Origin of the sequence: Rhizobium sp. BK379 (genome assembly GCF_014193955.1) — a bacterium.
Lineage (GTDB): Bacteria > Pseudomonadota > Alphaproteobacteria > Rhizobiales > Rhizobiaceae > Rhizobium.
Genome location: NZ_JACIAD010000010.1, coordinates 233,957 through 255,651, shown reverse-complemented (window position 1 = coordinate 255,651; position 21,695 = coordinate 233,957). Strand labels below are relative to the sequence as shown.

General features: G+C 57.8%; 20 protein-coding genes. 2 read left to right on the top strand and 18 right to left on the bottom strand.

Features of this window, described 5'->3' with window-relative positions; translation table 11 throughout:
• Nucleotides 1–141: 141 nt before the first annotated feature.
• On the bottom strand, nucleotides 142–2,976 hold the full coding sequence (locus FHT93_RS33005; RefSeq protein ID WP_183851239.1) for a winged helix-turn-helix domain-containing protein: 2,835 nt from the start codon (nucleotides 2,974–2,976) through the stop codon (nucleotides 142–144).
• 240 nt (nucleotides 2,977–3,216) lie between these two features.
• On the opposite strand from FHT93_RS33005, the gene FHT93_RS33000 reads away from it, so the two are divergent.
• The gene (locus FHT93_RS33000; protein WP_112547640.1) at nucleotides 3,217–3,885 is read left to right on the top strand and encodes a LuxR C-terminal-related transcriptional regulator; all 669 of its coding nucleotides are present in this window, start codon (nucleotides 3,217–3,219) and stop codon (nucleotides 3,883–3,885) included.
• 373 nt (nucleotides 3,886–4,258) lie between these two features.
• Here the strand turns inward: FHT93_RS33000 and FHT93_RS32995 are convergent, their stop codons facing one another.
• The 7 genes from FHT93_RS32995 to FHT93_RS32965 form a co-directional block, all read right to left on the bottom strand.
• The gene (locus FHT93_RS32995) at nucleotides 4,259–4,588 is read right to left on the bottom strand and encodes an MmcQ/YjbR family DNA-binding protein (protein ID WP_112547639.1); all 330 of its coding nucleotides are present in this window, start codon (nucleotides 4,586–4,588) and stop codon (nucleotides 4,259–4,261) included.
• 344 nt (nucleotides 4,589–4,932) lie between these two features.
• Nucleotides 4,933–5,322: a monovalent cation/H(+) antiporter subunit G gene (gene mnhG / locus FHT93_RS32990; protein ID WP_112547638.1), complete on the bottom strand. Its 390-nt coding sequence runs from the start codon at nucleotides 5,320–5,322 to the stop codon at nucleotides 4,933–4,935.
• On the bottom strand, nucleotides 5,319–5,600 hold the full coding sequence (locus FHT93_RS32985; protein ID WP_112547637.1) for a K+/H+ antiporter subunit F: 282 nt from the start codon (nucleotides 5,598–5,600) through the stop codon (nucleotides 5,319–5,321). Before FHT93_RS32985 ends, mnhG begins: the two co-directional genes overlap by 4 nt.
• Nucleotides 5,597–6,073 (bottom strand): Na+/H+ antiporter subunit E, encoded by a 477-nt coding sequence (locus FHT93_RS32980; RefSeq protein ID WP_112547636.1) that lies wholly within the window; start codon nucleotides 6,071–6,073, stop codon nucleotides 5,597–5,599. The genes FHT93_RS32985 and FHT93_RS32980 overlap by 4 nt, the downstream gene beginning before the upstream one ends.
• On the bottom strand, nucleotides 6,073–7,704 hold the full coding sequence (locus FHT93_RS32975) for a monovalent cation/H+ antiporter subunit D (RefSeq protein ID WP_183851238.1): 1,632 nt from the start codon (nucleotides 7,702–7,704) through the stop codon (nucleotides 6,073–6,075). Before FHT93_RS32975 ends, FHT93_RS32980 begins: the two co-directional genes overlap by 1 nt.
• The gene (locus FHT93_RS32970; RefSeq protein ID WP_112547634.1) at nucleotides 7,701–8,036 is read right to left on the bottom strand and encodes a Na+/H+ antiporter subunit C; all 336 of its coding nucleotides are present in this window, start codon (nucleotides 8,034–8,036) and stop codon (nucleotides 7,701–7,703) included. The genes FHT93_RS32975 and FHT93_RS32970 overlap by 4 nt, the downstream gene beginning before the upstream one ends.
• Nucleotides 8,036–10,957 (bottom strand): monovalent cation/H+ antiporter subunit A, encoded by a 2,922-nt coding sequence (locus FHT93_RS32965; RefSeq protein ID WP_348649815.1) that lies wholly within the window; start codon nucleotides 10,955–10,957, stop codon nucleotides 8,036–8,038. Before FHT93_RS32965 ends, FHT93_RS32970 begins: the two co-directional genes overlap by 1 nt.
• A gap of 125 nt (nucleotides 10,958–11,082) precedes the next feature.
• Here FHT93_RS32965 and FHT93_RS32960 point away from each other — a divergent pair, with 125 nt between their 5' ends.
• The gene (locus tag FHT93_RS32960; RefSeq protein ID WP_112547632.1) at nucleotides 11,083–11,331 is read left to right on the top strand and encodes a helix-turn-helix transcriptional regulator; all 249 of its coding nucleotides are present in this window, start codon (nucleotides 11,083–11,085) and stop codon (nucleotides 11,329–11,331) included.
• Between the two features lie 285 nt (nucleotides 11,332–11,616).
• On the opposite strand, the gene FHT93_RS32955 is transcribed toward FHT93_RS32960, so the two are convergent.
• The 10 genes from FHT93_RS32955 to FHT93_RS32910 form a co-directional block, all read right to left on the bottom strand.
• Nucleotides 11,617–12,123: a VOC family protein gene (locus tag FHT93_RS32955; protein ID WP_246781777.1), complete on the bottom strand. Its 507-nt coding sequence runs from the start codon at nucleotides 12,121–12,123 to the stop codon at nucleotides 11,617–11,619.
• A 104-nt stretch (nucleotides 12,124–12,227) separates the two neighbouring features.
• Nucleotides 12,228–14,735 carry an ATP-binding cassette domain-containing protein gene (locus FHT93_RS32950; protein ID WP_210299469.1) on the bottom strand — a complete coding sequence of 836 codons (2,508 nt, stop codon included), beginning with the start codon at nucleotides 14,733–14,735 and terminating at the stop codon, nucleotides 12,228–12,230.
• 70 nt (nucleotides 14,736–14,805) lie between these two features.
• Nucleotides 14,806–15,873: a substrate-binding domain-containing protein gene (locus FHT93_RS32945; protein ID WP_113013689.1), complete on the bottom strand. Its 1,068-nt coding sequence runs from the start codon at nucleotides 15,871–15,873 to the stop codon at nucleotides 14,806–14,808.
• Complete coding sequence (locus tag FHT93_RS32940) at nucleotides 15,870–16,895, bottom strand: ABC transporter permease (protein ID WP_112969741.1); 1,026 nt, start codon at nucleotides 16,893–16,895, stop codon at nucleotides 15,870–15,872. The genes FHT93_RS32945 and FHT93_RS32940 overlap by 4 nt, the downstream gene beginning before the upstream one ends.
• Nucleotides 16,896–17,006: 111 nt before the next feature.
• Entirely contained in the window at nucleotides 17,007–17,186 is a 180-nt protein-coding gene (locus FHT93_RS32935; RefSeq protein ID WP_113013690.1) for a hypothetical protein, read from the bottom strand.
• 50 nt (nucleotides 17,187–17,236) lie between these two features.
• Nucleotides 17,237–17,521: a YciI family protein gene (locus FHT93_RS32930; RefSeq protein ID WP_113013691.1), complete on the bottom strand. Its 285-nt coding sequence runs from the start codon at nucleotides 17,519–17,521 to the stop codon at nucleotides 17,237–17,239.
• Between the two features lie 154 nt (nucleotides 17,522–17,675).
• Nucleotides 17,676–18,740 (bottom strand): maleylacetate reductase, encoded by a 1,065-nt coding sequence (locus FHT93_RS32925; RefSeq protein ID WP_348649813.1) that lies wholly within the window; start codon nucleotides 18,738–18,740, stop codon nucleotides 17,676–17,678.
• 2 nt (nucleotides 18,741–18,742) lie between these two features.
• On the bottom strand, nucleotides 18,743–19,624 hold the full coding sequence (locus FHT93_RS32920) for an intradiol ring-cleavage dioxygenase (RefSeq protein WP_183851236.1): 882 nt from the start codon (nucleotides 19,622–19,624) through the stop codon (nucleotides 18,743–18,745).
• Nucleotides 19,625–19,642: 18 nt separating this feature from the next.
• Complete coding sequence (locus FHT93_RS32915; RefSeq protein WP_183851235.1) at nucleotides 19,643–20,701, bottom strand: SDR family oxidoreductase; 1,059 nt, start codon at nucleotides 20,699–20,701, stop codon at nucleotides 19,643–19,645.
• Nucleotides 20,702–20,704: 3 nt separating this feature from the next.
• Nucleotides 20,705–21,688 carry a zinc-binding dehydrogenase gene (locus FHT93_RS32910; protein WP_183851234.1) on the bottom strand — a complete coding sequence of 328 codons (984 nt, stop codon included), beginning with the start codon at nucleotides 21,686–21,688 and terminating at the stop codon, nucleotides 20,705–20,707.
• Nucleotides 21,689–21,695: the final 7 nt, after the last annotated feature.

Here is a 21,695-nt window from a genome sequence, read left to right as displayed (position 1 = left end):
CCTTTGCGCGGCAAGCTGGCCTCGCATCGGTCCGTCGCCGAATTGATTGTGAGCGGCGCGCGTGCCGCAAACTCGCCGCCATCTTGCGAGAAATTGTCGTCTCGTAAATAGAAGACTCGGCGTCAAAATATCGACCGGGCACTAGACGTCACCGGCTATCAATGCCTTCGCGCGCAACAGTCGCGGTGCGGTAAGGCCTTCCGTGAAACGTTCGTAAATGGGCAGGAGGATCTTCCGGGCCGAGCGACGTTCGCCGAGACCGGCAAGGTGTTCGACTAGACTGATACCGGCCGTCAGCTCCCAATATAAACCGCCCTGGGCGGAAGCTTTCTGGCTGGCCTCTTCAAATAAATCCGTCTGCAGACCTGCACCGGCTCGTTGTGTCACGACAATCTCGGCTTTTCTGCGCAGCAATTCGGGGACCATCCAGTGATAACCCTTCTCGGATGAAAACTTCAATGCCTCATGAATCTGATTGAAGCCCTCATCCGAACGCCCTGATCCGTGTAACGCGGCTGCGAGTTCAGACATGAAAAAGGGGTAGAAGAGCAAGTATGTCGTCTCACGCATTTCGCGAAGTCCCGCACACAAGTCGGCGATACCGTCCGCGGGCGAACCCGAACGTGACGCCAGAGTGCCACGCACGCACACACCAACAGCGTGAAATGGTCTGAGATTGTGCTGCACCGCATGCTCGATCAGTTCTTCGCCCCATTCTTTGGCTTGAACAAAATTTTCGAGGTTCAGGGATAGGAAAGCGGAAGCCCAGGCCAAAGCGACACAAGAGACAAAGGGTTGTCTCGTCGAGCGCGCTTCAAGGATTGAATCCTGCGCTGTTCTCAAGGCAGTGTCGAGTTGACCCCGCGATATCATGTTGACCGTGTTGTGGGCCATGGAAGACGTTCGAATGTCTGCACCGAGCCTCAGCATGTCTCGGCGACGATTGTTGGAAGACGAATGTCGGGCAGCCCAATCGAGCCTGGCCTGCGCCTCCAAGTGCTCGGCTTGATAGGTTTGCGGGATGCCTATCAACCAGGCTGCTGTTGCCCTTTCGTCCTGGCCACTGGCTCCCCGCTCATATTCGCGCGCATAGAAAAGGGCATCGTCTAACTCCATCGAACGGGCGCAAAAAAGCCAGAGGGCACAAGTTACGCGTTGCAGGTAGTCGCGATCATCCAGCGCTCTCGCAATCGACAACGCCCGGATCAGCACATCCTTTCCTCGTTCGCTCATCCCTTCTGTATAAATCAGCGCAAATCCAAGGGCGCATTGAAGGACCATTTCTGATCGGCTGCCTTCTGTACGTTCAAGGTAAGGGAGAGCCTTCTGTGCCCATTCACCGGATTCGGACACAAGACCGAGGGCGATCCAGAAATCCGATGCAACGGCTGCTAGTTTGGCTCCCAACGTCCCGTCGCCACCGGGCGAAAATGCCCAGTTCAAAGTTGCCCGCAGGTTGTCGATCTCCCGCCTAAAGGGGCCAAGATGTTCGATCGCTGCGTGTAGCGAACTCTCGTTTGAAAATGGCTGGAAGAACGATGCGAAAAACGCCACACATCGCCGCATCGTCACGTGATAGTCGGCACCCGTTCCCAGCTTCTCGAGGGAGTAGACCCTTACGGTCTCTAGCAAACGCCATCGAGGCGCAGCGCCCGTTCCTTCAAAGGTGACCAGCGATTTTGAGACGAGATTTGAAAGCCCAGAAGCGGCTTCACCTTCTTGCTGCCCGCTCGCCGCTGTGGCAGCTTCCAACGTGAAACCTGAGGGAAAGACGGCGAGCTGGCGAAGGAGGAAACGTTCACCTTCCGGCAACAGCTCATAACTCCAGTCGAGTGCGGCTCGCAGGGTACGATGTCGGGGCAGCGCCGTTCGTCGTCCGCCGGTCAGGAGGACGAAACGATCATCCAGACGACCGGCAATCTGTTGAAGGCCCAAAGTGGCCGCACGTGCAGCTGCAAACTCTATGGCCAAGGGAATTCCATCGAGATGCCGGCAAATACCCGCAATCACCGAGATCTTTTCCCTGGTCACGTTAAAATCAGATTGCAGCGCCCGGGTTCGAGCGATGAATAACTGGATTGCGCTGTGTTGAAGCAGATCGGCTTCTTGTTCCTTGGCCGGCACTTCAAGCGGCGGCACTCTATATGCGAATTCGCCTTCGATGCGAAGAATTTCTCGGCTGGTCGCGAGCACGGATACGTTCTGACAAGCACGCAGGATCGCCTCCACCATCTCGGCGGCGGCGTCGACGACGTGTTCGCAATTGTCGATCACGAGCAACATCCTCCGGCTGCCTATGGCTCTTGCCACGATCTCGGTCGAGATGTCGTCGCCTTGGAGGCGCAGGTCGAGGGCCTGGGCGAGAGTTGTCGGAACCAGATGGGGATCGGACAGAGACACGAGCTCGACAAAATACGCATCACCGCCGATCGACTGCTGGAGATGGCGGGCAACCTCGGACGCCAGCACGGTCTTACCAATTCCACCCGGTCCCGTCAGGGTTACAACACGATAGGCCGACATGAGTGTGTGAATTTGCGAAACCGAGGCCTGACGACCTATAAGTTCAGATGCTGCTGAAGGGATGTTTGAGACAAAATCGCCTCGTTCGCCCACCTGCTTTCGAGGCGCAGGCACCGGTTCGGCATATTGCGACTCGGGCTCGACCCATTCCCCGAGCAACCGATAACCCCGACCGGAGACGGTGCGCAGCAATTCGCGATCCTTTCCCAGCGCCCGCCGGATCGCTGAGATATGGACCTGCAGGGTATTGTCCTCAACCGCAAGTCCGGGCCAGACGCGCTTCATCAGGTCGACTTTAGTGACCATCCCACCCGAGGACAGCGCAAGGGTTTCCAAGATATCGAAAGCTCTACTGCCGAGCGGAACCGGAGCGCCCATGGCGCGCAACTCCCGTTTCTCGAGATCAAGCTCCCATCCGGAGTACTCGAAGCGGCCAATCTCAATCTGTCCCAATGCCAGCCAATTCTATCCGTTTCAAATCGTAGTGATAAAACCATAGAGGGGGAGATTGAGCCAACCATTGTTCCGCAACCCGCGGGAGAATATTTCAGTTTTTTTCAGGTTCTATCACGCCACTTAAGTCGCAGCAGGCGGGCTGTTCGTCTAAAACGACTACAGAAGCTCTTTTATCAAAACGTCTACCTCAAGTCTTGCATCGCAACAGCGCGAACATAATCGGCGTGGGAGAATGACATGTACTATACTCGACACCTTACCTCCTCCGTAAAGCATCCGAACAGACCAACCAGCGACGCGCTGGTGGCGATCCTGAGTAATGCCACCGACGTCTGTTCAGCCTTGCTCGGAGATTTTTCTCAGTCTGGGTGGCAGCCAGAATTCTATCACTCGGCGGATAGCTTTCTAAGATTGGTGCAGGTCGGCGTGCATGCCTGCATCGTCGTTGATACGACAACGGCAGAACTGACAGTTTCAGATCTCACGGATCTTATCTGTTCGCGTGCTTCGTATTGCCCCGTCATCGTGCTGACTGCAGGGGCCAGTGGGGCGATGACTGTTGCAACCAACAAATTCCGTGTGACATTCATGGCCAAGTCTGTTGATCGCCTCAATCTTCTGGAGGAGATCGAGGCAGCCGTAAGTGCGGTGAAAGACGCCAGCCGTCTGGAAGCGTATTTTCTGTCGCTTACACCTCGGGAACGTCAGGTAATGAAATTTGTGGCTGAGGGCCTGTTGAACAAGCAGGTGGCATTCAAGCTGAATATAAGCGAGATAACTGTAAAGGCGCATCGTGGACAAGTCATGAGGAAAATGAGAGCAAGGTCTCTCCCCGACCTGGTCCACATGGCAGCGAAGCTGGGACCGAACACCGAACCTCTTCCCAACTGTGTTGCAGCACTCTGAAAAACGGAATGGGCTGGCGGATGACGACAACCGGTTGCGTTGACAGGTCTACACAACCTCTTGCGAAGACTTCTTTGAAAAAATGCGCTGTAGTTGCTATTGCCCTAACGCGTTCGGCTCGGCGCCGACGGGCGGCGCGGCTCGAGGCTGCTCGGCGACGCTCTAGCGCTTTCAGACAAGTATAGAAGCTGCCAGCTGTCTCTCCATCCGGCTTCTCGCGTGCTGACAGCGACGAATCACCACCTTCTCGTCGTCGCCGTTGATCAGTGGCGTCTTGGGGCGATCAAGGCCGGGTCCGTCTCCCGGCTTCGGCGTTCAAAAGATTTGAAGGACCGCGTCCGAGTTCGTCTGGCTGTTTTAGCGTTGCCGGCATTCATTTTCGCGCCGGTTTATGAGCTTTCTGCCCATGCGCCCAGGCCGTCCGTAGCGCGTTGTTGAGGTCGTCTTCGCTAAGGCCTGACAGAATACCTACAGTCCATCCCTTCTTGCCCCAGGCATTAGGAATGGGAGAAAAAACCTCCGGCAGTAGCATGCATTTCAACGCCTGCTCATCCGGTGTGAAGTGGAAGTTGGCCGTCAAGCGATCGGCCGCAATTGTCGCGTAGATTCGCGCCACTTTGAAAGCGGCTCGATCAAAATGTGGCACCTCGGTCGTGCCTTCCAGCAACAAAGCCAAGCGCCGTAAATCCTTCTCGCTCGCCATTGCGTCCTCTTGTGGCTGATCGGACCGAGAGCACTTTATAACAGCTCCTCGGTGCCGAGACACATCGAGCCGGCTGGCTTGGTCAACATCATGCAGATAAAATTGAAGCATGGAGGATCAGGTTGGCGAGGTACGTTGCCCGATGGCAGAACAGTGGTTGTTAGAATTTATAGTAGTGAAAACCTCAGATGGATCTGACCTGCCCGAGAAGGTCGCCTATCTCCGACCTAGCCAACGTTTCGCCCAATAGTCCTCTGTATCAACGAGGACGGCTCAGCGGTGCCGCAGCCGTCAATGCGCATGAAAAATCGCGCTTATGGCCATTTGCGTGGGGCCGAGGAGGTTTAAGTCTCTCCGTTGCTGCCTTGTTTTCTTGCAGCAACGTCGTCGATCTGTTTTGGCGGCGCCCTTTCATCATTCTCGACACGATCACGGTAAAGAGCAGCGCGCGCAAGCATCATCAGAGTAACCGGCGTCGTCGCCGTTACAAAAATCCCGATGAGGATCTCGTGAATCTCAAGTCGTCCTGAACCGACTGAGAAGAAGATCATCGAGGCGAGCATGATCCCGCCGATCCCCCAACTGGTCGCGAGCGTTGGCGCGTGAATACGTTCATAAAATGTTGGGAGGCGCAGGAAGCCTATCGCGCCGATCAATGCCAGGGAAGCGCCACCGAGAAGAAGGAAGGCGACAAAGATGGCCGCCCACAACGGGATATCTGCAGCCGCAGTCATTCTATCACCTCACCCCGCATCAAAAACTTGGCCAGCGCGACGGAGGAGACAAATCCCAAAATCCCGATCACCAATGCCGCTTCGAAATAGAGGACGCGACCCGTGCCGACGCCAAAAGTCACAAGCAACAGCATGGCGTTGATGTAAAAGGTGTCGAGACCGATAATCCGATCTTGCGCGCGGGGCCCGATGACCATGCGCACCGAAACAATCGCCATCGACGCGACCAGCATCAACTGAGCGATCGAAACGGCGCTGAACAAGATAATTGCGCTCACGCGAAGATCTCCATCAGCAGTTTCTCATATCGATTTTTGATCGTGTCTCGCCACACCGTCTCGTTCTGCAGATCGAGGATGTGGAGAAGAACGGAATTCTCGTTGGAATCGTATTCAAGCCAGGCAGATCCGGGCGTACTTGTCAGGATCACTGCAAGAACGGCCAATGCGAACGGGCTTCTCATTTCGAGATGAATGGTCAGAAATCCGGGATCGTGCCGGCGCGAACCGCTCCGGATAATAATGCCCGCGACCGCAATGTTGGATTTGAGGATGTCGTAGAGTACGACGAAAAAAAGTTTGGGCAGCAGGTACCACTTCACCAATCGCGGCTTTTGCGGACGCAACGACGCCATCGCCCAACTGGCGAACACGGCGACGAAGATACCCAGAATAAGATGACCGACCGTAAAGCCGTTGAGCAACAGCCACATGACGAGCAGCGACAGCGAAAGAACGGGATAAGGCAGCATCAGTTGCTCTCCGTTCCGGGCGCGGCCGGGCCCTGATAGCCCGGGACCTGAACCGCATTGTGGACCGCATCGATATAGTTTGCAGGCTTGCTCAGCGTGCGAATGGTCAAGTCCATATATTGCAGGACCGGCCCTGCTTGCACGGTCAAGGCAAGGGTGAGCACCAGCAAAAACAGCACGGGGACGATCTCGATCACGAGGACACGCGGAACTGTGCCTTCGATCGAGCTCCAGAAGGTGCGAATGCCAGCGCGCGTCATGGAAATCAGCGCCGCGATACCGGAGAGGATGACGAGCACGATCAGTGTCCAGATTGCCGCCGTCGGCGGCACCCCGATCGCACCCGTGCCCATCATTGCCGACAGCATTGCAAATTTGGCTATGAAACCGGAAAGCGGCGGCAGTCCGGACAGCAGGATCCCGCAGGCAGCAAAGCAAATTCCCAGTATCGCCATCGTCCCGGGCATGGTGACACCCTCTTCTTCATCGGCGGTTTGCTCGTCGGCGTCCCCGTAGGCTTCCATCGTTACCGCAAGGACGTTGGCGCCGGCGTCCTGTCCGCGCTCGACAAGTTCAATCAGCATGAAGAAGGCACTGATCGTCAATGTTGAACTGACGAGATAAAGGAGCGCACCGGATGATACGGCACCGTCATTGATGCCGAGGACCATCAACAGGGTGCCCGACGAGACGAGTACGGAAAATCCTGCGAGCCGGCCGAGCGCCTGGGATGCCAGCACACCGATCGTCCCGAAGACAAGCGTCGCCACACCACCGTATAAGAGCACGTTGGCGCCAAATCCGGCCAGCGGCCCCTCTCCGAACAGAAGCATCGTCAGGCGCAGGATTATGTAAATCCCGAGCTTGCTCATGATGGCAAACATTCCAGCCACTGGAGCTGATGCCGCACTATATGCTGTCGGCAGCCAGAAGCAGAGCGGCCACATCCCCGCCTTGATGAGGAAGACTACGCCCAAGATCGCCGCTCCTGCCTCCATGAGCATCCGGCGATCGCTCTCCATTTCGGGAATGCGCGCTGCAAGGTCCGCCATATTAAGGGTCCCGGCCGTTCCGTAAATCAGACTGACACCGATGAGGAACAACAGGGCTGCCACCAGGTTGACGGCGATGTAGTGCAGGCCCGCCTTGACCCGAAGCGGACCGGAACCATGCAGGAGCAGACCATAGGACGCCGCCAGCATGATCTCAAAGAACACGAATAAATTGAACAGATCACCGGTGAGGAAGGCACCATTGACGCCGACCAACAGGATCTGGAACATGCTGTGGAAATGCGCGCCGACCGCGTGCCAACGAGCGAGCGAGAAGATCAGCGCAGGAACGGCCAGCAACGCCGTCAACAGCAGCATCAGCGCCGACAGTCCGTCAAGTACCAGGACGATACCGAAAGGGGCCGCCCAGTTACCGAGCAGGTAGATGCCGTCGAAGGCGTTTGGGCCGCTTTCAATGCGAAACAGGCAGATGGCGATGGCGGTCAGAACCAAGGTCGATGCAAGACTGATCATCGCCTTGGCCAATCGTTGACGCTCGTCCACGAGCAGCAACAATGCGCTGGCGACCAGTGGTACGAGTACCGGAGCAATGATCAGATGGTGGGCCCAGGCATTCATCGCGGCTCATTTCTCCCGTCGACATGGTCGCTGCCCGTCAGACCGCGCGACGCGAGGAGCACGACCAGAAACAAGGCGGTCGTCGCAAAGCCGATGACGATGGCGGTCAGAACCAGAGCCTGTGGAACCGGATCGGCCAGAGGGCCTGCCGCATCGTCAGTAATAATAGGCGGGACGTTTGCCTTGACGCCGCCGACCCCGAAGATGAACAGGTTGACCGCGTACGAGAGCAGTGAAAGGCCGACGATCACCTGGTAGGTTCGCGGGCGCAAGATAAGCCAGACACCACAACTGGTCATCACCCCTATGGCAATCGACAGGATCAGTTCCATCACGCCTCCTCCGATTTCGCCGCGTCGATCATCCGCAGCCGGTTGATGCGCAAGGATTGGTGTGCGAGTGCGACAAGAATGAGCACCGTCGATCCGACGACAAGGCAGAAGACACCCAGATCAAAGAGCAGCGCAGTGGCCGCGGGCACTTTTCCGATCAGCGGCAGATCGAGGTAGCGGGAGTGCGAAGTCAGGAACGGATAACCAAGGAACCAAGCTCCGACCCCGGTTGCAACGGCGGTCAGCAGTCCCGCGCCCATCCAGCGGAGCGGCAGGATGCGGATGCGATCCTCTGCCCAGCGTGTTCCTCCCGCCAGATACTGCAATAGGAAGGCGATCGACATCGTCAGGCCCGCCGAAAAGCCGCCGCCCGGCAAATCGTGTCCGCGGATGAAGAGGTAGACTGAGAAGGTAATGATGACTGGAAAAAGCCACTGCATGATGACCGATGGCACGAGCAAATAGTCGCGCACTGTATCGCCGGCAGACCGCTCTGGCCGCTCCTCGTCAAAGCGGTTTTGCGCTTGCTGCTGCTCTGGCGCCCTCATGCTGTCTTCGGCAGGCCTGAAACGGCGCAACAGCCCATAGACGGTGAGCGCAACGACACCGAGAACAGCGATCTCTCCCAACGTATCGAAACCACGGAAATCCACCAGAATGACATTGACGACGTTGCGGCCACCGCCCTCGGTATAAGCATTCTCCAAAAAGTAGTTGGCAATCGCGTCGGGTACTGGCGTCGTCATCACGGCATAGGCGACGAAGGACATGGCGACGCCGCAGAGAACGGCCAGTGCAAGGTCGCGAAACCGGCGAAACCGTGCTCTCAACGTCATCGCCTCGCCAAAACCCTCAGACCGTTTGGGCAGCCAGCGCAGGCCGAGAAGGATCAGGACGGTCGTGACGATTTCGACGAGCAACTGGGTGATTGCGAGATCGGGCGCCGAAAGCCATATGAACGTGATGCAGACGACGAGACCGACACCGCCGAGCATCACCAGTGCGGCCAGGCGGTGGTATTTCGCCGTATAGGCTGTCCCAAGCGCAAGGCACACGCCGATGATCCAGATCGCCGTGAAGGCGGGATCGACGCTCGCGTAGGTAACCGGCCGGCTTTCGAAGCCGCTCAGATAAAGCGGCAACGTGCCTGCGGCAAAACCAGTCACGATCAGCCAGCGCAGCTGGGGTTGCAGCTTGCGTGTGCCCAGGCGCCCCTCGGCAAGGCGCGCCCATCGCCAGGATAGTTCGACAATTACGCGCTCGAAGACCCGTTGCCCCTTGAGCCTGCGAAACAGCGGCGGACCGTCATCGCAACGACTGAGGTAATCCTTCAGCAAAAAATAGATGAGCGCGCCACCGACAAGAGCGATCGCGCTCATTACGAGCGGAAGGTTGACGCCATGCCAGATCGCCAGGCTGTATTCGGGAGTAGCAGTCCCGAGCACGCTGACTACGGCGCTGTGAAGAAACGGACCAATCGATATAGCCGGAATGATGCCCACGATCAGGCAGACGATGACGAGGAACTCGACCGGAAACCGCATCCATCTGGGTGGCTCGTGTGGACGGTTGACCGGCAGATCGGTCGGCGGCGGACCAAAGAAAACCGTGTGAATGAACCGCAGCGAATAGGCCACGCTGAAGGCGCCGGCGAGGGTCGCGACATAGGGAAGAATACGGTCGAGGATCGAATCGGCATGGGTCTCCACCGCCTCGGCAAAGAACATTTCCTTGGACAGGAACCCGTTGAGGAGTGGCACGCCAGCCATTGCGGCACTTGCCACGATCGCCAAGGTCGCTGTGAACGGCATGAAGCGGAAGAGACCGCTGAGCTTGCGCATGTCGCGTGTGCCGGTCTCGTGATCTATGATGCCCGCTGCCATGAAGAGCGACGCCTTGAAGGTCGCGTGATTGAGCATATGGAAGATGGCGGCCACGGTCGCCAATGGGCTGCCGAGGCTCAGCAGTGTCACGATCAATCCAAGATGGCTGATGGTCGAATAGGCCAGGAGGCCCTTCAAGTCGCGCTGGAACAGCGCAAAATATGCGCCCAGCAGCAGGGTTGAGATCCCGGCGACGCCGACGATCCAGAACCATTCGTACGTTCCCGAAAGCACCGGCCAGAAACGCACCAACAGGAACACACCGGCTTTGACCATGGTCGCCGAGTGAAGGAAGGCCGAAACCGGCGTCGGGGCAGCCATGGCGTTGGGAAGCCAAAAATGGAATGGAAACTGCGCGCTCTTTGTCAAAGCGCCTAGCAATATGAAAATCAGAGTTGGCAGATAGAGAGGATGACTGCGAACGATGTCGCCGGAATCGAGTATCTTGTCGACGTCATAGCTGCCGACCACGTTGCCGAGCAGAATGAAGCCGATCAACAAGCAGAAGCCGCCAATCCCGGTAATCGTGAGTGCCATTCTGGCGCCATCGCGCGCATTGGCATTGTTATGCCAATAGCTGATCAGCAAGAACGAGAAGATGCTGGTCAGTTCCCAGAACACGGACAGCAGGATCACATTGCCTGAGACGACAATGCCGAGCATGGCTCCCATGAAAGCAAGAAGGAACGAGAAGAACCGTGGAACCGGATCTTCCTCGGACATGTAGTAGCGCGCATAAAGCACGACGAGAAGGCCGATTGCGGTGACAAGCATGGTGAAAATCCATGCAAAACCATCCATGCGCAACGCGAAGTCCAGGCCAAACTGCGGCAGCCATTCCGCCCGAAACCGCACCACCCCGCCGTCTGCCACCGCCGGATAAAAGCTTCCCGTGAGCAGCAACAAAGCGGTGACGATGATAGCTGCCAGACCTGCAGGCAGGCGTGGCGAAGTCGTCTTGAGCAAGAGAATGGAGAGGAGGCTTCCGACGAAAGGCAGAAGCAGCAGAACGAGAAGCAAAAATGGTTCGGCTGTTATCCCAACGCCTCAATCCTCCAAAAAATCGGTATCCATCGCTTGGGCAACAGTTCAACTGCCGTCTAGCAATCGGGGCTTTGTTGCTCTATATGGCTTATATCAACCAATATGGGCGACTCTAGGCGATGGGTCAAGCAAGCGGGACAACGATTTTGACACCGGAGCTGTGCCGCGCTGCACGCGGTCTCCTGGACTGGACACAAACGGACCTTGCCGAACGCGCAGGCGTATCGCGCAGCACCATCAGAGACTTTGAAGGTGGCCGGCATGATGTCCATCGCGCCACCGCAGCGCAGTTGCGCCTTGCGCTCGAAGTCGGAGGGGCGGTTTTTATTCCCGTCGAGGGCGGCAAGATAGGGTTGTGCACCGGCTGACCTTGCTGGGGAAGTGCAGACCGGACATTTCCTTTGTCTATTGGGCAGGAGTTGCAACGGAAGGCCCAACAGCTTGGCAAGCCTGCTAGCCTTGATGTTTTTGAGGGCGGCGCACACGACTTTTTCCTGAGACCAGGGACGCGGAACGCTGACAAAGCTCACCAGAGTGCCGCCGAATTTCTGTCGTCGACTTTATTGCGGCGATGACCGCTTAGGGCCGAAAGCTGCGGCTCTTGAAAGGACGCGAACCTGCGATCTAGGTCATCCATGAATATCAGTTGGAATTCACGGCTCGGCGCTTAGCGTTTCATCGGGTCGCCAAAGGCGTTCGGAAGAAGTATCCTCATAACCGAGGCTAGTGAAACTCGCGACCTCCAGAATGAGGCCCCATGGCGCACGGAAGTAGATCCAGTTGAACCCGGCCAACGGCCCTGCGTCTACCAGGTTGGGACCATCGAGCAGCTCCACGCCTTGATCACGCAGCCTGTCAGCGGCCGCGTCGACATCGTCGACTTCGAAGCAGAGATGCATGCCGCCCACTTCAGATGATCGTTTGGGTGGCGACACGCTCTCCCCTTCGTATTCGAAAAGCTCAACGCTGGTCCCATTGCCGCAGCGAAGGAACACGAGGTCACGGATTTTGGAATGCCTCGCAGCCCCGAGCTTGTTTTCCATGAAGTCCTGATCGACATCGAAGGGTCCAGTGCGAAACACCTCGACGGCGCCAAACACCGCTTTGAAAAACGAAATGCCTTCCTCGATGTCCGGCACGGTGATCCCGATGTGGTGCATGCCGCGAACTTTGTTTGTCATTTCATTTCTCCCGAGACAACCGAGTGGTTCCAACCCGTGCCCGTCCGGCGAACACGAAGACGATCGCATTGGTGCTTCCTGCGTTAGGCGGACCGGCGGCGGGCGGCAGAGTAGATGAGAGCCGCGATCACGATGAGCGCCCCTTGAAAGAGGTACTGGTAGGTCTGCGTGAGGCTAAGAAACGTCACCGCACTGAGAACCTCAGTCAGCAATACCGCGCCCATGATGGTGCCTACGAACGTCCCTCGCCCGCCTGCCAGGCTGGTTCCTCCGAGAACGACGGCGGTGATGCTGGACAACGTGTAGGCCACGCCTTGTCGCGGATCCCCGACGCCAATCTGCGTCATCAGCATGACCGCACCCAGGCACGTGAGCATGGAGCACAGGATGTAGCCTCCGACATAGGTCAAGTCGACCCGGATGCCTACCCTGCGTGCGGAGTCCTCGTTGGAACCCACAGCGCGGAGGCGCCTGCCGGCTCTGGACCGACGCAATGCGTATTCCCCGAGCAACGTGACGCCCACCAACACGAGGAAAGCCACCGGAAACGGGCCAATCTGCCAATTCACCCAATCAGTGACGGTCGAGTTGATGTAACCGTCAGGGTTCTCGCGGAGTAGGAAGCTCAGGCCTTGGATCGCTATATACATCGCAAGGGTTGCCGCGATCGGCGTGAAGTTGGCAAACCGGATGAGAATACCGTTGATCGCTCCCGTTACGAATGCACCGACGGCCATCAGCAGGAACCCTGAGGCCATCACCCCCGCAGACATGTCTTCATTCACGAAGAATGAGGCGATCACAACAAGGAAGCCGGCAAGCGGCCCGACGGACAGATCTATCCCACCCATCAGAAGCGCTATCGTCTGGCCCATGGCTATGAAGCCCAGAGCGGTCGCGAGCAGAAGAATGTTCGAAATGTTGTAGGCCGACAAGAAGTTGTCGTTCTGGCTGTTGACGAAGAGGCCGAGCAAAATCGTCACGAGGGCCAGTGGAACCACCGGCGCGATGTCCGATTCCATGAAATGCCTCAGGCGCGACATGCTCTGCGGGCTCCCAGAGCTTTCATGGCCGATGTCATGCGCCTCGGACCGGACGGCTGCGGCAACGATCCGCTCCTCGGTGATCTCCTCCCCTACAAGAGTTTCGACCACCTGCCCTCGCGACATCACGATGACCTTGTCGCAAATGCCTTCCAACTCGACCGCGTCGGAAGAATTGACGATAACGGGCGTTCCTGCCTTGGAGACGCTCCTGAGAATACGATAAATCTCGAAACGTGCCCCGACATCCACGCCCTGCGTGGGCTCATCGGCGATCACGATGCCAGGCTCGGACAAAAGGGCGCGCGCCATCACGACCTTCTGCTGATTGCCGCCAGACAATGCTTGGATCGACGCCTCAAGGCCCGGCGTCTTGACCGCGAGATCACCGAAGATCGACCTGACCTTCTGATGTTCAGCAGTCTTGCTCAAAATCCCGCCGGTCGCGAATTTTTCGAGGGCCGAGAACGTTGCGTTCTCACGAACTGTCAGTCCGTTTGCCACACCTTCAAGATGGCGATCGGAGGGCATGAAGGCTGCTTCGTCCAGAAGCTCCTTCTGACCGAGTTGACGCCCATGCAAGATTGCGGCGCCCCGCGTCTGATGCAGGCCTGCCAGAGCGCGCATCAGCTCAGATTGGCCGTTCCCCGAAACACCAGCAACACCGAGGATTTGTCCGCGCGCTACGCTGAAGCTGACATTGCTGAACCCCTCGCCGCTCAGTTCCTCGACCTTGAAAACAGGCGAAAGATCGCCAGCTTCAGACTTCGGTGGGAAAGCCGCTTCGAGGGTGCGGCCGACGATCATATTGACCAGCTCGCTGTCACTGATCTCGCTGACGCTGGCTGCTCCGCGGATGCGTCCGTCGCGCATAACTGTGACGCGGTCAGCGATCTGCCGGATCTCTGCCAGTCGATGAGTGATGTAGATGACGGCAGTGCCGTTCTTGGCCGCGGTCCGAATGAGACGGAATAGCATCTCAGTTGCCTCCTGATCCAACGAGGCAGTAGGCTCGTCGAGGATCAAGAGCTTCGGGTTCACGGCAATTGCTTTACCGATCTCAAGCAGATGCTTCTGGGCCACCGTCATGTGACCGGATCGCAGGTTCAAAGGCAGGTCGAGACAGACCGATCTCAAGGTCTGCTCAGCCAAATCTCGCGTCGATCGATTTCGCAGCACCGAAGCGGGCAGAGCGACACTCAGGTTCTCCAAGATCGAGAGATCGTTCAGGATGGCCGGATGCTGGAAGCATATGGCAATTCCAAGAGAAGCCGCCATGTCGGGCGACATCTGCGGGACCTTCTGTCCCTCAAAGATGATCTCGCCTTCGGTGGGTTGCAGCGTACCAGCGATGATGTTCATCAGCGTGGACTTACCTGCACCGTTTTCACCCAGGATGGCGTGGACCTCGCCCGGCTTGAAGTCGACATTGATGTCGCGCAGCGCCGGGATCGCAGCGAAGTACTTCGAAATTCCGGCCAGCCGGATCGTCTCTTCGGTAGTCGCCGGTGAAAGTGTCTCGTATGCGTTCATTTCAACTGCTGCCATGGTCCACGATCCAATTCCAAAGGATGACCTGCTCAAAGTACTCGCTCCGAGCAGGCCTCAAGACGATTGGCTATTTTCCAACAGCCTTGGCTTGCTCTTCCGCAGGAAGCTCAGACGATAGGTAAATCGCGCCGGGCAACTCCTTCCGGCACTGGACTGGGTTCGGCTTCCCCGAAACGGAGTCCTCGAAACCCGGCGCCTTGAACACCTCGTCCTTCGGTGGCGTTCCGCCCGTCGCCAAAGCCACGGCCCATTGGACCGCCAACCTGACATTGTCGTTGCCAGTGGCAACGGTGAACAACTTGAAGTCGGGGTTCTTGTCCTTGTTCTCCTGCCAGAAGCAGCCCAAGGAGTTGCCGTCAGACGTAGCAAGGGCCGGTACCGACTTGCCCTGCTTTTCGAACAGCGGAAGCGCACCAACCAGCGAAGGTCCGAAGTCGGAAATGATAACGTCGATCTTCGGGTTCTTCGCGATTTCTGCCGTGAGCACCTTTTGCGTCAGCGCCGGATCCCAGTTCGTGACTGCGAAAGGCGCCTGGTTCACGAAAACATATTCGGGACCGAGCACCTTCTTCAGACCCTTCAGCTCGTCGAGGCCTTGGCTGTTTCCGGCTGGACCGCTCAAGAACAGCAGATTGCCTCCCTTGGGCAAAATCGTCTTGATCCAGTTGCCCCAGCTCTCGCCATCGTTCTCGAACGATGCGCCAACGAACTTCGAGTAGTTCTTTCCATCGGCGCCACCAACGGCCACGCGATAGGGAACGACGACCTTTCCGGATTTGAAGACGCTCGTGAGGGCTGGCAGAACGGCAGGTCCTGCATCACCGAAAACGACCAGGGCATCCAAACCCTTTGCGGCCATGCTCTTGATATCCGAAATGGACTTCATGGTATCGCCTTGGCCGTCGGCGTATTCGTACTTGGTTATGCTGGGGCACAGCTCAACCGTCTGCTTGCCGGAAGCGGTCGTGACCTGGCGCCAACTGTTGCCGCCATAGCCGTCGAGCAAAGCAAGTGTCGCTTTCTTTGGTCCGCACCAGGACGGCGCTTCTGCCTGAGCCGCTCCCGCAATCGCAATCCCGCTGAGCGCGGTCGTCACTGCCAGTCCGAGATAAGTTGCAAGTTCCCTATATTTCATTTTGCGTCCTCCACTTTTGTTGCTGAAGTTTTCCCACCTTGGTTCATCGACCAACGGATCGAATAAACCGCGATACCGAAGCCCAGAGCGAGTGCCTGGATGATTGTCTGAGCTGAAAAGGGCACGCCGATCGTCAGCGCGAACAGGCTCAGGTGATTTAGGAAAAATGCTGCGATAACCGTCGAGATTGGGAAGCCCCGTCCCCCGAGCAGCGATGTTCCGCCTAACACCACAACGGCAACCGACGGCAGCAGCAGGCTATCGCCCTGAAAAGCGGTCGGCTCACGTGTTATTCCCGCGATGAGCGTCCCGGCCAGGCAGTAAAGAAGCTGAGCATAGATGTATGCCATCATCTGATGGAGGCGCACGTTCAAGCCAGCGGCCTTGCCAGCCAGGGGATTGGCACCGATCGCCTCGAACCTGCGACCGGCCACGGTCTTCTTGAGCGCGAACGAGACGACAGCCATAGCGCCAAGTGCGAAGAGCACCGAGTTCGGCAATCCCAACGTCTCGCCGCCCGCGATCTCGGCTAGAAGATTGGTGGTGATCGATGGCACGCCGCCCGACACCGCGAAAACTGCGCTGTATAAAAGGGCGTTGGTGCCGATCGTCGCAATGATTGCATTCAGCCTGAAGAAGCTCACCAGGGCGCCGTTGAGAATGCCCGCTGCGACACACAGTCCCGCAGAAAGAAGCACGGCCTGAAAAAGCAACCCGTCGTCCTGCTGGGGATAGTGCGTGGCGATGACCACGGATAACGACACGGCGCCGGGGAGAGACAGATCGAAACCACCCTGCTGCACGACGAGGAGTTGGCCCAGGCCCACGATGGCTATGATTGCAGCAAACGGAAGGCTTCCCGAGAGCGCGCCGCTCGAAAGACTGCTCGGAGCAAACAAAGCACACAGGACTACGAGCACGAGCGTCGAGAAAACGACCGTGACGAAATTTCGCGTGAAGGGAATCCTCAAAGTTGTCTCCTTGGGAAGTCCGATGTCGGCGATGGGCGAAGCGTTTGGCATCAAGCTTTCTTTCGCTCAAAAGGGCACTGTCTTCCCGGCGGGCTCGCGGCATAAATCCGGGCCTGGTCGGTTGGGTTTGGAAAAGGAAGGAGCGGTCAGATCAGAGCGCGGTCAGTTCGCGCGAGACTGCAAAAACCTGTCCCGATCATGGAGTAGATTTCGTAAACGGTAGGCATTGGCCTCCCCGTCGCGCAGCTCGCGATACTCTACGAGGATGCCGCTACAGATGCTTCCCGCCTCTGCGATCCAATCGAGAATGTCGTTCAAGGTAATAGCTGTCACCGCTTTCATTTTCTCTCCTCCTTAGAAAATCAGCAGATCAATCCCGTTCGCGAGCGAGCCTAGCCACGACCTCCAATCGTGGGGCGCCACTCGTAGATCGCAACATCGCGGTAGATGCCGTGGACAACAAAGGGGTCCGCCGAGCTGAAACGACGCATTTCTTCGAGAGATCCGACGTCGGCAATGACTACCCCGCCCTCGCCTGATCCGCCCTCGTTTAATATCGGCCCGGATTGGATGATCGAAACTTCTTTCGATCGCAGGTGCCGCTTGTGTTCTTCGAGGTAGATTTCGCGCAGGGAGTCCTTGTTCGGATCCGATATCGCGAAACGGACTGCGAGCATTTCTCCACCTCCCAAATTATCGGCGATTCCTCACAATACCGACGATATTTGATTTCGTATTATCGATGGTAGCCTGATGGTGCCGGAAGAAAACAAGGGAATTATCCATTTCGGATGTTCCAGTATTATCCCGCCTCCGCGTTGCCTTCTGACATCATCCGAGCCTCGGCTCATCTCCGCGGAAGGCGCGTTCCAGTAGTTGAACAAGGGCTTTGCGATCGAGTGCTCTTGGATTCCAATAGGCGTTACTAAGAGCCTGATCTGCCACCGCTTCGATACTGCCGTCGGGCATGCCTAGATCTCGTAACGACATCTCGGCGCCCAGACCTTTTGCAAGTTTATGAAGTGCCATCGCAGGATCAGGCGCGGCCAGTGCGCGGCTTAGCCTCTCCATCGCAGCCGATGTAGCAGACGCATTGTAGGCCACAGCATGAGGCAAGACTGCTGTATGCAACTGCGCATGCGGTAGATTGAACATGCCACCGAGCGTATGGCAGAGCTTGTGATGCAGAGCCATTCCTACGGATCCGAGGCACACGCCGCAGAGCCAGGCGCCGTACAAAGCTGAAGAGCGTCCTTCGACGTCCCCTTTGTCGGCATGTATGCGAGGAAGCGCGCGCACGATGGCACCGATCCCTTCCTCCGCCATCAGAGAGACGACGGGATTTGCCTCCTTGGCGTAGAGCGCCTCGACCGCATGGGCGACGGCATTGATCCCGCTCGTCACCGACAACGGCACGGGCAAGGTCAGGGTAAGATCGACATCATAGACGATGACCTCTGGGAGTATCCGCGGATCTGACCTGGTGACCTTGCGCCCACCATCGGTCTCGCCGAGGATGGGCGTCGCCTCAGAGCCAGCATACGTAGTCGGGACGACGATCTGTGGGAGGTCGGTTCGCAAGGCAATGGCCTTGCCCAGTCCAGTCGTCGACCCGCCACCAACTGAAAGGAGCGCGTCGATATCGTGGCGTTCCACAGTCTTCATCGCGTCGGCCGTTACCTCGACAGGCGTATGCATCTGCGCTTTGGAAAAGGTCGCAACGACGCGCGCTCCCAGGCTCTTGGCAATGTCTGCCGCTTGCGACGCCTGCTCTGGCGTCGAGAGCACTAGGATGCGGCGGGCCTTCAGCCTGTCTGCTTCCTCAGGAAGGCTAGCGATCGTGCCCTGGCCAAAAACCACCCTGGCGGGATTTCCCGTATAAAGGAACCGTTCCACCCTCATCTCCTATCGGTCTGCCGTGCGAGCACGAAGTCGAAGTCGGACCGCCAGAGCGTCTCGCCATCCTCCACCTTCGTGAAGGGCGCGACGAGCGTCTGCTTCACGCCGAAAACCGTGTCGGATTCCAAATACGGATCGCCGCCAACGAACGTGTGGGTCACCAGCTTCTGAAAGCCATCCGCTCGCACCATGTAATGCATGTGCGCGGGACGAAACGGGTGGCGGCCGAGGCTTGAGAGCATCTGTCCGACAGGACCATCGTCCGGGATAGGATATGAAACCGGCTTGATCCCAACGAAGCTGTACTGGCCGTCGGCAGCGGTGATGAATACACCCCGGTTATTCCACTTCGGCTGGATGTCGGGCTGCTGGACGTCGTAATAACCGTCCGCGTTGTCCGACCATACGTCGATCCGGGCACCCGAAACCGGATTGCCTTCCAGATCGACCACCCGTCCAATGAAGAGGCAGCTTTCGCCCTTGCCGTCGAGGCAAATCTGTTCACCCATCTTTCGGATCGGGCACCCCTCCACATGGAAGGGTCCGAAGACCGTGTTTTCCGTCGCACCAACTGGGCGTCTATTGTTGATCGCATCGACCAGCATGGACATTCCAAGCGTATCGGAAAGAAGGATGAACTCCTGTCGTTCCCGCGTGCACATCTGCCCGGTGCGGGTCAGGAAATCGATCCCGAACTCCCATTCCGCTTGCGTCAGCTCGATTTCACGGGCGAAGCTGTGAAGGTGCTTCACAAGGCAGGACATGACCTCCTTAAGCCGGGGACTTATATCTTTGCCCATTCGGGCGTTCACTGCCTCGACGGAATTATCTTCGGTAAAGAAACCAGCCGTCGAGGTGATCGCGGTTATGCTTTTGGCCATGTCCAGTCCTCGAGACATCTAGGGAATGATGCGGTCCAGCCGCAAACGATCGAAGGCATCCGTGAAAGACCGGGTTGTGTCTTGATATTCAAGGAATCCCAGTTCCCGGCTGCGGCCCATATCGTTGAACGTCTCGATCTGGCGCCCGAGATCTGCGTCCGAATGCCAGAACGATGCTACGCGGGTAAGAGCATTTGGTTCCAGCGAGTATTTCGCCACCATCTCGTCCCATATCGGACCCGCCTCACGCATCTGCTCTTCGAGCGGGGTCGGGCTCCCTGGATAGGCGCCGGCTTCAAGACCGAAATAGGCAGCAAGACGTGGCCACAACCACTTCCATCGAAACACCTCGCCATTGACGACGTTGTAGGCGAGATTGGCCGCCGCGCTGGTGGTTGCCGCCCATTTGAGGTGCTTTGCCAGGAGCCGGGCATCAGTGACGTCTGTCGCCGCTTCCCACTGCTCCGGTGATCCTGGGAAGATGAAAGCTCTACCGGTTTCACGGCAGATGCCAGCGTAGACGGCCAGTGTCGCCGCCATGTTCATGGCATTGCCAACTGCATAGCCGATAAGGGTGTGAGGACGATGCACGGACCAGGTGAAGCCGTCCCTCGCGGACGCAGTGAAAATCTCGTCTTCCTGGACATAGTAGAAATTCTCTCCAGGAAGGCGCTCCTGCTCCTCTCTGAACGGGGTTTCCGGTTTGGTCTTCGCGTAGGATTCGAACGGTCCGAGATAATGTTTGGTGCCCGTAGTAAGCGCTACGTGTTCAACGCCTCGGCCGGAAACGGCATCGAGCACGTTGCGAACGATAGCGCCGTTCACTCTGCAGTTCTCCGCTTCGGTATCCTGGCGTGACCAGGCCGTGATGAACACGTGGCTGGGGCGCTCTTCAGCGAGAGCGGCTTTTACCGATTGACCGTCAACTAGATCACAACTCAGCGTCCGCACCCCGGGAACCTTGCTTTGCGAACGTGAAAGGCCTGCCACGGTCCAGTCACCGCTCGCCAGGAGGTTTTCTGCAAGATTGCTTCCGGTGATGCCGGTCGCGCCTACGATGAGTGCCTTCTTGGTCATCTCTTATCCGTTCAGCAGTGTGATCTTGATGCTCTTCGTCGGATCCTGTCCGAATGAAAACGCCTCCACGGCGTCGGTGAGAGCGTAATCGTGGGTTTGGATCGGCGACAAGTCGATCCCCGTGCGCTCAAGGAAGCGAATTGCAGCAGGCCACACACCGGGAGAGCCGATGCAGCCGCGCACCGTCAGGTTCTTCATCTGGATCTGGCCGATCGTCACCGGCACCTTGCGTCCGATGTTGATGCCAACCATCGACATCCTTCCTTCCTCGCGAGTGTAATCGAAGGCCGCAGCGAGAGATGCATCATGGCCTGACGCCTCGATCACGAGGTCTGCGCCGTGCCCCCCGGTCAGCTCGCGAATCCTGTCTGCGGCGCCTCCGTCAGAAGGATCGATAGCTTCGTCGGCGCCGAGGCGCTTGGCGACCTCGCGGCGTGTTGCCAGAGGATCGACCACGATGACCCTCGCCCCCATACCGATCGCTGCTGCGGCCGAAACCAAGCCAATGGTGCCACCGCCCGACACGACGACCGTCTCGCTTGCGTTCGTGCCACCAGACCTCATCACCGCATAGTAGCCACATGTGAAGGGCTCGATCAGCGCCGCCTTCTTGTTGTCGACGGCATCAGGAAGCTTGTGGAGCCATTCAGGATTGACTGCGAAGTACTCGCGGTCGGCTCCGCTCATGGAGAAACCGAAATGATGGAGACGTTCGGGCGTGCGGACGACGCATTCGCCCACGACGCGCTCGCCTTTCTTGAATCCCTTCACGTTTCGGCCGACTTCCACGATCTCCCCGCTCCATTCATGTCCGGGCGTCACCGGGTAGGAGATCGGGATGATGTAGCGGCCAGCGAGGAGCTCGTAATCCGAATGGCAGATCCCAACCGCCTTGGTGTGGACGAGCACCTCGTTGGCCGACAGATCCGGCATCCCGACATCGGCGATAACCGGCCGTTCCGGAGCTTCGAAAACTAGAGCTTTCATTATCCTC